Below are 14864 nucleotides of genomic sequence, written 5' to 3' on the forward strand. Positions count from 1 at the left end.
ATAACTTCTTTTAATTGGCGTGTGCAAATGCCATTTCAAAGACTTTACTCTCTGCTTCAGCAGTATCTAAATCTACAATTTCATAGTTCTCTTCAGATTCGAAGAGTTTTTTGGTTAAGAGGTGATTTAAATGATGACTTCCTGCATGTGCGTTATACTCACCAATCATGGTATAACCCAACAGTGCCATGTCACCAATGGCATCTAGAATTTTATGTCGTACAAACTCATTTTCATATCGTAACCCTTCAGGATTAAGTACTTTATTGTCATCTAAAACGATGGCATTTTCCAAACTACCGCCTTGTGCTAATCCGATACTTCTTAAATATTGTACTTCATGTAAAAATCCAAAAGTCCGTGCTTTTGAGATGTTCTCTTTGTACTCTTTAATCGAGTAATCAAATCTAAACTCTTGCTCCCCAATAACAGGGTGTTCAAAATTAATAGAGAAATCATAAACAATATGGTGAGAAGGTTTTAGGCTGACGATTTTGCCTTCATCGGTTTTAACTTGTACATCTTTTTTCACTTTGATGGCTTTTTTTGTTGCCTCTTGTTCTTTGATACCCACTTCATCAATCAGCAAACAATACCCACTGCTGCTTCCATCAAGTACGGGGACTTCATCATTGTCTAAAATAATTCGAAGGTTATCAATACCGTACGCATAAATAGCCGACAAAAGATGTTCAATGGTTGATATGATCACCCCATCTTTTCCAATGACCGTAGCCATTTTAGTATCCACCACATTCTCTATTTTAAGTGGGATGGTTACACCCTCATCTTTACGATAAAAAACGATTCCCATATTCTCTTCTAAAGGTTCCAGTTTCATTGTGACGGGAACACCTTTATGAAGTCCGATTCCTACAATCTCAATGGGTTTTTTGATGGTTCGTTGTTTCATTTTGTATCTATTACCTTTTTAGCACTATCAAGCACGTCTGTGATACGTGTTTTAATCCAATTTTTATCCATCCACTCTAATGGATTAACTTCAACCCCTTGTACCAATACCCCAAAGTGTAAATGATCTCCCAACACGGCACCACTTGTACCTGTTTTTGCAATCACTTGATTGGTTTTTATCTCATCACCCACATTGATTTTAGCAATACTTGTGTGTGCATACAGACTTGACAATCCCATTTTATGATCGACGATGATGGTATTACCATAAATACCTATGTACTTACTGGCAATTACTCGTCCTGGATTGGTTGCTTTAATGGTGGCGTGTTTTACACTCGCCCAATCAATCCCTAAGTGCCATGCTTCATCAATCTTACTTCCATTATGGTAGTAGTGTCGTTTTTCTGCAAACCCAGCCGCCGTTCTTGAACCACTCAGACGACTGAAGGGTTTAATATCAAATGAAGTGATAGCACTTCTGTCCATGTATTTTCGACTGTCTTTTTTAATTATATCCACATTTTTAGCTCTTAGCAACCTATTTTGCGCAATAAAGACCTCTTCAAGCTCTTCTGGTATAGGCTCATTGCTCTGTTCTAATACAGAGGTACTCACATTTTTAATAAAATTATCTGAGATTTTAATGGTATCATTCTTCGCTTTCAAAGGTCGAATGTAAAGTGGTATTTTGTTTTTAGTAATATTGCCCGCTTTATCTTTTGCAATGATTGATACTTGTTCAAAGTCATCAATTGTAACGGGCCAAGCAATCAGAGAGACATAATAATTCTCTTTATAAAAAGGAATAAGCTCAAACGTCTCTTCATCGTTATTAAAACTGATGTATGCCTCCTCTAAGTTATCATCAAAGACTTCTACAACGGCAACAGCACTTCCACCTTTTCGAATAGCCAATGAGTTTCCAACCACGTTTGCAACGGGTTTTTTAGTATCAATTTTAACGTTAAACGTTTCACTCGCACGATTTCCTTCTAAGAAGTTCCATTTGCTGTTATCCACAACCTCAACAGCAATTTGAACCTCTTTGCTTTTAAAGAAAATATCCAATTGTGGTGGAACAATTTTCAAATCCACACTTTTAAGTGGCTCTTTTAATACCTCATTTTTTAAAATGGTTTCATTGGCACCATCTTTAAAAACAACTTTGTAGTATTTAATTCCACTGTTATCATCTATTTTTAAATCCAAACTCTCTTTGAGGTTCCAATAAATATCTTTTTTAAATGTAATTATGGGTGCCTCTTTTTCAAAAATAGGAGAGACAAATACAAACCCCACACCACCTAATATACCTAAAAATATTATTAAAAATAATACTTTTCCAAAACTGCTTTTTTTATTTCTCAAGAACTTCCTTTAACACTATCTCTTTTGCTTCAAAAACATCTTTACACTCTAAAGAACACCCTGCGGCATTTAGGTGCCCTCCACCTCCAAATAAACTCGCAATATCAGACACATCAATCTTCTCTTTAGAACGAAGAGAGACACGCACTTTACCATTTGATACTCTAAAATATATGGCAATTTTAACCACTGCAATGCTTAATACCATGTTCAATGCCACCTCTGTATCCAACAAAGAAGCACCCGTTTGTTTAAACCATTCAGGGCGTGCATAAATGGTCGCAACTCGTCCTTCGTTGTGCAGCTCTAAACTCTCAAAAATCTTAGGCAAAATGCGATATTTTGCCAATGAATCCCGTCTGGTTAACAAATCTGCAATTTTAGATGGATCAGCACCACACTTCACCAAATAGTTAATCTTGTCATACGTGAACTCATCACACCGATTGACTGTAAATGCTAAGGAGTCATCATAAATACCCACATACATCGCTGTCGCACTGTTTTTCGTGATATACAACCCATTGAATTTAAAGAAGTCATACACTACTTCAGACGTTGATGACTTATAATAATCCACAATATTCACATCGCCAAAGTGATCGTTGGACTTATGATGATCAAAATTAATCAGAGGAATCCCTTGAGGAATCTCAAAACCTAATCGTGACATCGCACCACAATCCACTGAAATCACCAAGTCATAAAACTTGGGCAATTCATGAATGATTTTATCAAACCCATTAAGAAAGTCTAAATTTTGAGGCAACTCTGTACCCACATTAAAGACTTTGTGTTTGATTCTGTTTTCACGAAAATAGTTCGACAACGCCAATGCTGATGCAATGGTATCTGCATCAGGATTGACATGCGTTACTATTAATATATACCGACTCTTTTCTATAAGTGTCAGAGCCTCTTCAAGTGAAGAAGTGTCTACTTTGTTGTTTAAGATAAAATCTTTCTTCACGTTGCTCCTTTCACATCTCAATCATTGTATACAAGAAAATATAACAAAAAGTTAACAAACGCTCTTAATCAAACTTCATTGAGAAATCTAACCATGTTGCTTGGTGAATAATACTTCCACTGCTGATTGCATCCACTTTTGTTGCGGCATACTCTTGAATGGTATCTAAAGAGATGTTTCCACTGGCTTCCAATAAAATATGCGGGTAATGCTCATTTCTAAATGTAACCACTTCCACAATCTGCTCAGGTGTCATGTTATCACACATGATGATATCTGCACCCGCATCCATGGCTTCTTGAACTTGCTGAAAGGTTTCACACTCAATCTCAATTTTTGTTACCCAAGAGATTCGTTTGCGCGCTTTTACGATAAACTCTTTTAAGTTTTGAATGGTTCGCATGTGCGTATCTTTTAACATTAAACAATCATCCAAGCCCAATCGGTGGTTAATAGCCCCTCCGACTCTTGAAGCATACTTTTCAAAATCTCGAAGTTGTGGTCGCGTCTTTCGTGTATCTAAAAGTACAACCCCCGTACCTTCAATGAGTTTGGCATATTTGTTGGCCATGGTTGCAATACCACTGGCATGTTGCAACATATTTAAAAAGGTTCGTTCACTTGAAAGCAAAATAGAGGCTTTTCCTTCCAGTTTTGCAATTACGTCTCCTTTCTTAATAACATCTCCATCAAATTTTAAAAATTTACAATCAAATTTTTCAGTTCGAGCAAGTACTTTGGCGTATTTAACTCCTGCAAGGATACCGTCACTTTTAGCAATGGCTCGTGCGGTGAAGCGTCCTTTTGGTGCAACATCAAAGAATAAGTCCCCTCGACCGTTGTCTTCAATAACGGCATTCTTTACAAATTTCTTAATATTAATCATACTTCAAACATCCTTTGCAGAGCTACTTTGGCCCATTTTACGACTGATTCGTCAACTATAATCTCATTTTCATACGGTTCGTCTTGATCTTTTTCAATCGCTTTGAGTGTTCTGTAAACATCTTCTAAAGTGGTTTCATTCATCGTTGGACACTCTGGTTTGGTTGAACTTAAAATATAGGTATTTTTCTCTCGTAATCGGTTCACCATATTATACTCTGTTCCCACAGCAACTTTTTGATCTTGGGGTAAATCTTTTATAAATTGTATCAATTGAGACGTTGAACCCACAAAATCTGCGGCGTCACACACTCTTGGGTCACATTCAGGATGCACCGCAATTAAAATATCAGGGAATTTATTTCGGTAAAACTCTATGTCTTCAACACTAAAGAGTTGATGAACAGAACAAAAACCATCATAACAAATAATATCTGCTTCATGTGGGTCTGTGCCATCGCCAATAACGGTGGATTTTAGATTCAAACTTTTAGCAAAGTTTTGACCTAGGCATCTGTCGGGTACAAAAAAGATTTTCTTACCTGACTCTAATCCTTTTTGAATGATTTTATAGGCATTAGAACTCGTACACACCATTCCACCCATCTCTCCCACACGTGCTTTCACAGCTGCACTGGAGTTGATATAGGTAATGGGAAGCAAATCTTCACTTTTAATGCCCACATCATTGAGTTTTTTTAAACTCTCATCAAAATAGTCCACATCAATCATTCTTGCCATAGCACAACAGGCAATTTTAGGCATTAAAACTCTTTTTTGTGGGCTTAGAACTTTGACACTCTCTCCCATAAATCCCACACCACAAAACAGAATGTATTTACTGGATGTATTCATCGCTTTTTTGGCAAGCTCGAGAGAGTCGCCGTTGATGTCAGCAAGCTCAAAGACTTCATCTCGTTGATAAAAGTGAGCAACTATCGTCACATCGAGTTGCTCTTTTAGTTTCAGTATCTCTTCTTTTAAATTCAAAATTGACCTTTAGTAATAGGCAAAGAACACGGTGTGTTTTATCTCTGCCCTACTCATTTTAAATCGGAATATAACAAAATTTTAGTTATAATTCATTTAAATAAATCAATTGGTCTGAAAATCGTATGGATATCAAAGGCCTATATATTAATCAAGGAAAAGCATGGACTTTTTTTCACACACCACCATTCAATTCTATATTGCCGCATATTTGTTTGGTTCGATTCCCTTTGGGCTTCTTTTAGCAAAACTGTTTGCGGGAGTGGATATTAAATCTCAAGGAAGTAAAAGTATTGGAGCTACAAACGTATTAAGAGTGGTTAAACAAACCAATCCAAGTCTGGCTAAAAAGCTCAGCGTTGCAACGGTGCTTTTGGATGCTCTTAAAGGAACCATTGTACTTTTAGTGGCTCTTTCAATGGATGTTTCACAAGCAACTCTTTGGGGAATTGCTGTATTAGCTGTATTGGGTCATTGTTACTCTGTCTTTTTAGGATTAGAAGGAGGGAAAGGTGTTGCTACAGGATTGGGCGTGTTTATTGTGCTTATTCCTATTCCTACACTTATTGGTGCAGTGGTTTGGGCATTTTGTGCAAAGGTGCTTAAAATCTCATCGCTCTCTTCGCTGTTAGGTCTTATCACCGCCGTCATTGCTGCACTTTTTATAAACAATGGTTTAGGTGTACAAAGTAATGTTCCTATGTATATTGTTGCATTCATTATAATTTATAAACATATTCCCAATATTATAAGACTGGTACGTGGACAAGAGGGTAAAGTAGCATAATGAAAGTCTCTATCAATGAGTTAACATTTAACTGTATCATCGGCATTTTACCTTTTGAACGAGAAAAAGAACAAAGAGTGGTGATCAACTGCTCTTTTTCTTATAACTACTCAAATAATGCGTTTATTGATTACAGTTTGGTTGCAAAAGAGATTGAAAAAACAATGAAAAAGAGACAATTTGAGCTTTTAGAAGAAGCCATCCTTTATTTAAAGAAAAAACTCACAAAAAAATACAAAATAACAAAACTTAAGCTTGCTATCGCTAAACCCGATATTCTTAACAACTGTATTGTCACAATTGAACACTGATTCACCATTTTTGTATGCTCTAAACACCCTTATTTATTTAATAATTCCTTAAATTATATCTATAATTCAAAAGAATACCCAGATTTAAGAAAACTTTAAAAAACTCTCGTGTAGAATTGCTCTAACGGTGTATCGGAAAAGGTACCTTTGATGGTATGGTTCGCGCGCTCCGATAATACTGACGAAATTTCGAAATTTAGGAGAACAAATGAAAAAAATCGTAAAAATGAGTTTAGTGGCTGCTGTAGCAGTTGCTGGTTTAACTACTGCTAACGCAAAACCTTTAGAGGAAGCAATCAAAAACGTTGACGTATCTGGAACAGTTGTATACAGATATGATGACAGAGATTACAATGATGAATACAGTGATAAAGATTTATCAAACAACAAATATAAAATTGGTTTAAATCTTAAAGCAAAAGTTAACGATGACGTTACTGCTGTTACTAGATTCATTGTTGGTTCACAAACTAATGCTGATTTCGTATCTTTAAATACTACTACAGATGGTGGTAAAGATGGTCAAGCTGACGTATCTTTAAGTAATGTTTACTTTTCATACACTGGTATTGCTAACACTACAGTTAACGTTGGTAAACAAGGGTTAACAACTCCTTGGACTGTTGCTATTGACCCAGATGGAAATGAGCAAACTGGTACTGGTATCTTAGCTCTTACAACTGTAGGACCAGTTACTTTAGCAGGTGCTTACTTTAACCAAACAAACTTAACTGACTCAGCTGACATGACAATTCAAGGTGGTACAGCGAATGGTCTTAAATTAACTGACGTATTAGAAGGTGATCGAAACATTTGGACTGTTGCTGCAATTGCAAATGTAGGACCAGTTGCTTTAGATGCATGGTACTTAGAAATGCAAGATACATTTGACACTTTCACATTAGGTGCATCTGCTAACTTTGATTTTGATGCAGTGAAATTATCTGTTGGTGCTAGACACACTATGTTAGACTTCGATAGAGAATTAGCTGGAAAAGCATTATCTAAAGAAGACCAATCTTTAACAAAAATCATGTTAGGTTTAAAAGCTGGAATTTTCGGTGCTAACGTAAACTACGGATGGACTGATGATGAAGGTGGTACTGCTGCATTAGATAACGATGCTACAACTGGTATGCAAGGGTACACTGTACAATTAAACGGTGTTGCAGATGCTCAATACTTACAAGTTTCTGTTGATGCACAAGTATTAGAGTCATTAAACATTGCTCTTAAATATCACCAATTAGATAAAGATAAAAATGATGACCATGGTAGAGGTACAGATTTAACTGATAAAGAGTTATATTTACAAGCTACATACAAAATGTCTCCAAACTTATCTACATATGTTAGATTTGGTGAAAATGAGTATGAAAAAGAAAATGCAAAAGATCAAGAAGGTACAATCGGAAGATTACAAGTACAATACTCTTTCTAATTTTAGAAAAGTATAGACCTGTCTTACTAAACTCAGTAAAGGGGTGAAGCTTTGGCTTTGCCCCTTTTTTTATTTCTTTTTTTCTAACAAACCCTAAAGTAAAACTATGTTACACTTTTTCTTTTTTAAAGGAAATGTAATGATTAAAAAATCTTTGATAGTGTCATCGCTTCTACTCTCTTCTATTGCGCTACAAGCCCAAACCACTATGTGTTTTAAGGAAAATCATAAAGACATGATCACCATAGAAAACACACGACTGGATGGTGGCGCATGTGCAGGCAATAAGAGTGCAAAAGATATGAAGTCTGAAGGTTGGATGGTAGATGATATTAAAATCACCCCAACATCAAATGGAAGCAACTATATCTATATATTTAAAAAAGAGTCTGGTCTTCAAAACGTAAGTGAAGAAGAGCTTATGGATAAACTCTATAAGAAGTTAGAGAATGAAAAAAAAGCAAAAGAGGAAAAAGCCAAACAAGACCTCTTTGTAGCCAACTCAAAAGCAGGAGAAGCTTTATACACCTCTAAGTGTGCAAACTGTCATGGAGATAAAGGGGAGTTACGAGCCAAAGGTGTATCAAAACCTCTTAATACTCTTGATCACAATGAATTCCAACATGCAATCAAAGCTTATAATAATGGAGAAAGAAACAGTGTGATGTCAATATTGATGAAACCATATGCAGGATCAATGGATTATCAAGACATTAAAAACGTCTATACATATCTTAAATCCATCAACTCAGAAAAGAACTAATGGACGCCTACGAATACTCTGAACTTTTGAAGCTTTTAAATAAAAAGCTTCAAAACATTACTAACATACTTAAACCAGACATTTTAAATCAACGTTTAGCTGAAATTGAAGCTTTAGAAGCGGATCAAAACTTTTGGAACAACGTTGAACAAGCCACACAAATTGGTATTGAGAAAAATAGAATATTGAGTAAACTCTCTAAGTTTAATAAAGCACATGATGCGCTTAATGACACCAATGAGCTTTATGAAATGGCCACTTCAGAAAAAGATGAAGAGACTTTAGAAATGCTTTATGAGGAAGCCTCTGATATTGAAGAGCTTATTCAATCCACAGAGATTGCTGTGATGCTTTCAAATCCAGATGATGCTTCTAACGCGATTGTTACTATTCATCCAGGTGCAGGTGGAACAGAGAGCCAAGATTGGGCTTCAATGCTTTATAGAATGTATCTTAGATGGGCAGAACGTCAAAACTTTAAAATTGAGTTGCTGGATTATCAAGATGGTGAAGAAGCAGGTATCAAAGATGTCTCTTTTATTATTAAAGGTGAAAATGCTTATGGGTACTTAAAAGCTGAAAATGGTATTCACAGATTGGTGCGTATTTCACCTTTTGATTCCAATGCTAAACGGCACACCTCTTTTACTTCAGTGATGGTCTCTCCTGAGATTGATGACAACATTGATATTGAAATTGAAGATAAAGATATTCGTATAGATACCTATAGAGCTTCGGGTGCTGGTGGTCAACACGTGAATAAAACAGAGAGTGCTATTCGTATTACGCATATACCAACCAATATTGTGGTACAGTGCCAAAATGACAGAAGTCAACACAAAAACAAAGCAAGTGCCATGAAAATGCTTAAAAGTAGGCTTTATGAATTGGAACTGGAAAAACAAAAAGCAGCCTCAGACGGTATTGAAAAGAGTGAAATTGGATGGGGACATCAAATTCGTTCATATGTCTTACAACCCTATCAACAGGTTAAAGATACACGAAGTGGTATTGGGTACTCCAATGTCGAAGCTATTTTAGATGGAGATATTACAAAAATCATTGAAGATGTATTAATAGCAACGGCAAAATAGTTGTAAATTTTTAAAATAAAAAAGGAGTATCTCTAAAGATACTCCTTTTTTTATGGCAGTTATATTGTTATGAATTAAAATGCGTACGTTACGTTAGCAAATACTTTTTTGTAATCACCATTGGTATTGCTTTTATCATCATAATCAACATACGCAATACTTGCAGATAACTCATCAGTGAAGCTGTAGTCAATATAGAAGTTAAACTCATCCTCTTTTTCAGTATCTGTAGTTGTATCGTATTTTGTTTCACCATACAATGCAGTTAAACCAACACCAGCAATCTCATACCCAACAGAAGCATAATAAGTTTTTGCATCCGTACTGTATGTGTTATTCCCATCTTCAAATGGAGAGATGTTATCACCATATGCAGCAATACTTCCTACACCACCATCAGAATCAGTTTTAATGTATCCACCAGCTAATGCAACACCTGCGATGTTTAATCGTGCTTCTAAGTTATAGATGCTTCCATCTTCAGTTGTGCTTACATCTTCATTTGATGCGGCATAATGTCCTGTTACACCAAACATATCTGTATCATACGTTACTTTTAATCCGTAAAAATCAGCCACATCTGGAGCAGTGTATGCATATGGGTTCACCATTAAACCTTCTACACCTTCATACTTAATGTCAAGTACGTATGCACCATCTTCTGTAATTTCAGTAAAATCTTCAACAACATCAAAACCAATTTCAGCTTGTCTGTCTGTGTATCCTAAGATAATTGTAGTATCTGGAACAGCTGTAATACCTGCAACTACAGACTCATTGTAATCACCTAACCACTCTAAATCGATTGCTTGTCTACCTACAGAGATAAAAAAATTCTCATTGGCATATTTAATGGCCGCTGTATGTAAGATTGCGTCATTTGCAAATGATGCTTCATAATCTGTGTCATTTTTTTCATGAAACTCGTGGTGAGCTCGCCCACCCAATGAAATACTCACACCATTGTATGAATCTGTTTCATAATTTACACCAACAGAACCAGCTGTAAATGACGTATCCGTACCTTGCTTATTATCTTGTGACTCATAATAAACAGTGATATCACCACTTGTTTTACCATTGGCAAAAGCCTCTTTAATACTGTTTGACTCTGCAAACAGTGCTGTACTGCTGAGTAATAGTCCACACGCTACTAAACTTAGTTTTTTCATTTCTCTTCCCTTTATTTTAATTTTCGCACTTTTGTATTTAATCTACTGACTAAATTTCGTAATATTTACATATTACTTTCCGATCTGAAAAAAATCATAGAAAAATTATATCAGTAAAAAAAACAATTAAAACAGCTCTGTTGTATAAAAAATATACAAAACAAGCCTTTATTTATAATATTTTAGATTACTTTACATTTTTGTAACGTTTAATTCCAAAAAAAATCTCATAATGCTTTAAAATGTATAAAAAGTAAACATATCAATCACGATTGCATATTTGAGTGTATGGACAGTAAACACAAAGTGCTTTATCCTCACACTTTATAAAGTTAACTTCAGAAGTATGCAAGTCATTTAAAACTGTTTCAAGTAACATAAGCTTTTCATCGAGTGCACTCTCTTCAATTAACTCTTGGTTTTTTAAATCATAATAATATGGCGTTGCATGAAGTTCATTTGTTTGAAGTAACTCTTTAAGGGCAATATAGTAAAACTCCAATTGAAACTCGACACTCTTTTCATAATTTTTCAAACTGTCCACTTTTAAATTAGAGCTGGTTTTATAATCTATGATGGCATAGTGATTGCTTTTTTTATTAAAATCAACTCTGTCTATTGAACCAATCAAATTGATACCACAATGCATTACATTGAATTTTTTCTCAGTATATAATACCTCTTTGGGTTCATTAAACAATAACTTCTCTTTTTGAATAAATACTTTTAAGTAGAATTTCCATACCTCTAATTCCAATGTTAAAAATGGATTTTGATTTTGGTATTTCGTTATTTCTGATGATAATATTTCATCATCAATGGTTGCATCTATTTGTGTGTATTGATTATAAAACTCTTCAAGAATTTTATGTATGATACTTCCCAGTTCAAATCCTTGCGGTTTTACACTAAAATGGTGTTCATTGATATTGGCGATATACTTCAAATAATATTTTCTTTTACACTGCAAATAACTCTTTAACGATGTGGCCGACCATTTCTTTTTAGAAAGATCCATATTTAATTTGATTTCACCATTGAAATGTCGAAATCTTTTTTGCGAGAAAAGTATCTCTTTATACTTTTCATCTGAAGTTATATCCGATATATTCACCCTGAAGAGTGTTTTTGCAAATCGACTGATTTGAGCTGTTTCATTCTTTACATAAGCAACTTTAACAAAGTCTGCCTCTTTACACAGTTGCGTATAATAGAACTTTTGCAGATTTTCTCTGTCTTTTAAAGTGGGAAGTTTGGCATATTTTTTGATACTTGAAGAGAGAAATTTATCTTTCACACTCTTTTTAGGTACACTCTCTTCATTAAAATCCACAATAATCACCGCTTTAAATGTTATGCCTCTGGTCTCTAAAAGTCCCATGACAGTCACAGGACCACTGTTGACATCATCTAAAGTAATCTCTTGCACACGTTGAATTAAGAAGCGATACGCCTCTTTAAGTGTCAATTTCTCTTCATAAGAAAAGAGAAGCTTTTTCAATTTATAAATGACTTCATCAAACTTTTCAAGTAACTCTTCTTTTGTTTCATCTTTTTTAATCCACTCTAAGAGCATGTCAAAATTTTCATGATTCAACTCTTTTTTGAACTCATTGGTTAAGTACTCTTCTGTTTGTTTATCAAAACGATTTAAGTAGTGAATATACTCACTTTGTTGTATCTCATTTTCATTCAAATAATCATACAACGCTTTCATTGAGATATACAAGTCACTGCTTTTTATAGATTTTCCCATGGCATAGTTAAAATAGGCCTCATCATCAAACTCTTGCATTATTTGAACAAAACTTTCATCAGGTACTACAATCACTATATCACTGGTTAAAATGCCTTTATGGACTAATTCTGAGACTTGATGTTTAATGTATGCAATTTGATTAATACGTGAACGAAATCCTTCAATGGTGATATGCTGTTCTGTCTTTTGTACACTTTCTTGTTTTTGAATTTGTTTGTCACTGAAATTAAGCGTATAATCATACCCTTCCTCAAGTTCAAAACCCAAATCTTTAAACTTATCATACGCTTTTTTATTAAATTCATTGGCATTAAAATGTATTAAAAGTTTTGTGTGTTGAGCACACTCTTTGATAATTTGATACTCAAAATTAGTGAAATAGCCTTCAAAATAGATTTCTATTTGAGAAAACTGTTTAACATAGTCCTCATTGATGCTATAGTGCTCTTGTATATTCACTTGATCCACATAAAAATATCGTTCTAACAGTGATTTATAATTGTGCAGAATTTGATTGAGAATTTCAAGATGTTCTTCATAAAACTCATAGGTATCTGCTGTTTTAATCTCTTCTATTTTTACTTGTTCTGCACTGATTTCATTAAAAAAACGAAAAATATAATCACTTTGTTTAATAAAGTCATTAAACTGGTTTGATATGCCAAGCTTTGAGAAATTCTTGATATTGGTAGACTCTTTTAAAAGAAGCAGTCGATGCTCTTCGTCAATAAATTTTAGATTATTTACATGAATTGCTTTTTTAAAAAAGTCCTGAATGGTCAATAAGTGAGGTAAAAAACCATTCGAACAGTGTTTATTCACATAGTTTCGAATGGCTCTGGATGTAGGAAAAACGAGCAGTTTTTTAAATTGCATTTGTTTTTAAGAAAAAATACCCTTTGTTCTCTCCAACAGAGACAACACCGGTGATATTCCAGTTTCCTTTCATATCTAATTTAAAACTGCCTTGATATAAATCTTGGTTTTGTTCAAACGCTTCTAAGTTAATATCGCTTTTGTTGTTCGTCGCACGTGTAACTCGAAGAGCTATTTGTGCATCATTTACAACTGCTTGTGTGTTTTTATTTTTGATGATAATTTGAACTTGGTTATCGCCCACATTGAGGATGTCTTTGTGCGGTGAACGAGACTCAATGACTCTTTGCGAGTAAAAAATATCTGAATAGGTCAAGCCAAACTCTTGTTCATTTACTTTTAGAACAAAATCATAATTGTTTAAAAATTTCTCATTGGCCAATGCAATTTCATTGAAATTTTCATCCACTTTTTGGTAAGAGTTCAAGAAGCTCTCATCTTGATTCACTGGCACTTGCGTAGAACTGTAGATGGTCCAAATAATCATTCCCAATGTGAATGTAAATATCCCAATAAACAGAAAAGGCCAATAGTTTCGTTTCATATTTTATCCTATCTTTTTTTTGCTCTTAAAACTGCAACAGTATAAGCTACAAGACCTGTTACAATAATAAAATACATAAATACTCTCCACACAGTACTGGCCGTTTTACCACCACTTCCAATACTGGATTCAAGTTTGATGTTTTTGCTTTCTGCAATCACATCAGCAATTTGTGCATAGCCATTAAGCAATGCCGCACTCACTTTAGATAAGAGTTTATTCTTATCTTTAGAAGCCACAACAGGTATGATATAATCATCCAATATGTCATCTTCATCAATAATCTCTTTTAGATCATCTGATGTTGTCAAATTAATATGTGGAAGCTCTAACTCCATTGTGATAAGTACATAAGGTTCTTGTAATTGTTTGATTGTATTTTGCTCGTGAGTTTTTATTATTTCAAACTTCTTTTTCATAGGAAGTTCTTCATTAATTTTATAACTGTTTTGTAGGTGTACATATACATTTACACCTGTTTTTATTTCAAGTTCATTTCCAATTTCATAAATTTTTTCTGATGCTCTTTGGTCAATAAGGCCATCATCATTAAGAATATATCTATTTGTGCTTGCATTTATATTTGTAATAAAAAAAAGCAGAAGTGTTAAAAACACTCCTACTTTTAAATTTGTATTCTGTTTCAAATTAACCTACAAATACTCTATCTGGAGATAGGAAAGATAAGTAAATTGTAAGAATTGCTATTGCAACCAGTAAAACACCAATAATTTTATCCACAACAGCCTCCTTATTTCACAAGTTCGTAGTGTTTGTTGTTATCACTACTATTGAACTTGACCGCATTTAAATCTTGATTGATTTTATAGTAATTCGTTGCCTCAGAGTGTTGAGAAACAATACCAAAAAACGTTAATGCACCAAGAATAGACAGTAACAATACAGTGGCGATTAGCATTCCAGTAACACCGTGAATACTAAATACACCTCTTTCATTTTCATTCATTTGTGTATTTCCAGCCATA

At 34.4% G+C, this 14864-nt stretch carries 15 protein-coding genes; 5 read left to right on the forward strand and 10 right to left on the reverse strand.

Features of this window, described 5'->3' with window-relative positions:
• Window positions 1-10 precede the first annotated feature (10 nt).
• The 5 genes from lpxC to nadA all read right to left on the reverse strand — a co-directional run bounded on the left by lpxC (window position 11) and on the right by nadA (window position 5131).
• Complete coding sequence (lpxC, locus tag CRV04_RS07860) at window positions 11-913, reverse strand: UDP-3-O-acyl-N-acetylglucosamine deacetylase (protein WP_128996289.1); 903 nt, start codon at window positions 911-913, stop codon at window positions 11-13.
• On the reverse strand, window positions 910-2286 hold the full coding sequence (locus CRV04_RS07865) for a M23 family metallopeptidase (RefSeq protein WP_128996290.1): 1377 nt from the start codon (window positions 2284-2286) through the stop codon (window positions 910-912). Before CRV04_RS07865 ends, lpxC begins: the two co-directional genes overlap by 4 nt.
• Window positions 2276-3256: a DHH family phosphoesterase gene (locus CRV04_RS07870; protein ID WP_128996291.1), complete on the reverse strand. Its 981-nt coding sequence runs from the start codon at window positions 3254-3256 to the stop codon at window positions 2276-2278. Before CRV04_RS07870 ends, CRV04_RS07865 begins: the two co-directional genes overlap by 11 nt.
• Window positions 3257-3320: 64 nt before the next feature.
• The gene (gene nadC / locus CRV04_RS07875; protein ID WP_128996292.1) at window positions 3321-4142 is read right to left on the reverse strand and encodes a carboxylating nicotinate-nucleotide diphosphorylase; all 822 of its coding nucleotides are present in this window, start codon (window positions 4140-4142) and stop codon (window positions 3321-3323) included.
• Window positions 4139-5131, reverse strand: a complete 993-nt coding sequence (gene nadA / locus CRV04_RS07880) for a quinolinate synthase NadA (protein WP_128996293.1) — start codon at window positions 5129-5131, stop codon at window positions 4139-4141. The genes nadC and nadA overlap by 4 nt, the downstream gene beginning before the upstream one ends.
• 163 nt (window positions 5132-5294) lie before the next feature.
• Between nadA and plsY the strand changes: the two genes are divergently transcribed.
• The 5 genes from plsY (at window position 5295) to prfB (ending at window position 9527) form a co-directional block, all read left to right on the forward strand.
• Window positions 5295-5918 carry a glycerol-3-phosphate 1-O-acyltransferase PlsY gene (gene plsY, locus CRV04_RS07885; protein ID WP_128996294.1) on the forward strand — a complete coding sequence of 208 codons (624 nt, stop codon included), beginning with the start codon at window positions 5295-5297 and terminating at the stop codon, window positions 5916-5918.
• Complete coding sequence (locus CRV04_RS07890; RefSeq protein WP_128996295.1) at window positions 5918-6229, forward strand: dihydroneopterin aldolase; 312 nt, start codon at window positions 5918-5920, stop codon at window positions 6227-6229. Before plsY ends, CRV04_RS07890 begins: the two co-directional genes overlap by 1 nt.
• 208 nt (window positions 6230-6437) lie before the next feature.
• Window positions 6438-7670 (forward strand): major outer membrane protein, encoded by a 1233-nt coding sequence (locus tag CRV04_RS07895; RefSeq protein ID WP_128996296.1) that lies wholly within the window; start codon window positions 6438-6440, stop codon window positions 7668-7670.
• A gap of 139 nt (window positions 7671-7809) precedes the next feature.
• The gene (locus tag CRV04_RS07900; protein ID WP_164969136.1) at window positions 7810-8433 is read left to right on the forward strand and encodes a c-type cytochrome; all 624 of its coding nucleotides are present in this window, start codon (window positions 7810-7812) and stop codon (window positions 8431-8433) included.
• Window positions 8433-9527, forward strand: coding sequence for a peptide chain release factor 2 (gene prfB / locus CRV04_RS07905; RefSeq protein ID WP_128996298.1), 1095 nt, complete (start codon window positions 8433-8435; stop codon window positions 9525-9527). Before CRV04_RS07900 ends, prfB begins: the two co-directional genes overlap by 1 nt.
• 74 nt (window positions 9528-9601) lie before the next feature.
• Here prfB and CRV04_RS07910 read toward each other — a convergent pair whose 3' ends face one another.
• From CRV04_RS07910 to CRV04_RS07930, 5 genes are all read right to left on the reverse strand, one after another.
• Entirely contained in the window at window positions 9602-10699 is a 1098-nt protein-coding gene (locus tag CRV04_RS07910; RefSeq protein ID WP_128996299.1) for an Opr family porin, read from the reverse strand.
• Between the two features lie 262 nt (window positions 10700-10961).
• Window positions 10962-13334: a PD-(D/E)XK nuclease family protein gene (locus CRV04_RS07915; RefSeq protein ID WP_128996300.1), complete on the reverse strand. Its 2373-nt coding sequence runs from the start codon at window positions 13332-13334 to the stop codon at window positions 10962-10964.
• On the reverse strand, window positions 13324-13878 hold the full coding sequence (locus tag CRV04_RS07920; RefSeq protein WP_128996301.1) for a FixH family protein: 555 nt from the start codon (window positions 13876-13878) through the stop codon (window positions 13324-13326). Before CRV04_RS07920 ends, CRV04_RS07915 begins: the two co-directional genes overlap by 11 nt.
• 8 nt (window positions 13879-13886) lie before the next feature.
• Window positions 13887-14525, reverse strand: coding sequence for a hypothetical protein (locus tag CRV04_RS07925; protein WP_128996302.1), 639 nt, complete (start codon window positions 14523-14525; stop codon window positions 13887-13889).
• A 104-nt stretch (window positions 14526-14629) separates the two neighbouring features.
• Window positions 14630-14863, reverse strand: a complete 234-nt coding sequence (locus CRV04_RS07930) for a DUF4006 family protein (protein WP_128996303.1) — start codon at window positions 14861-14863, stop codon at window positions 14630-14632.
• Window position 14864: the final 1 nt, after the last annotated feature.

Origin of the sequence: Candidatus Marinarcus aquaticus, from assembly GCF_004116335.1 — a bacterium.
Taxonomy (GTDB): domain Bacteria; phylum Campylobacterota; class Campylobacteria; order Campylobacterales; family Arcobacteraceae; genus Marinarcus; species Marinarcus aquaticus.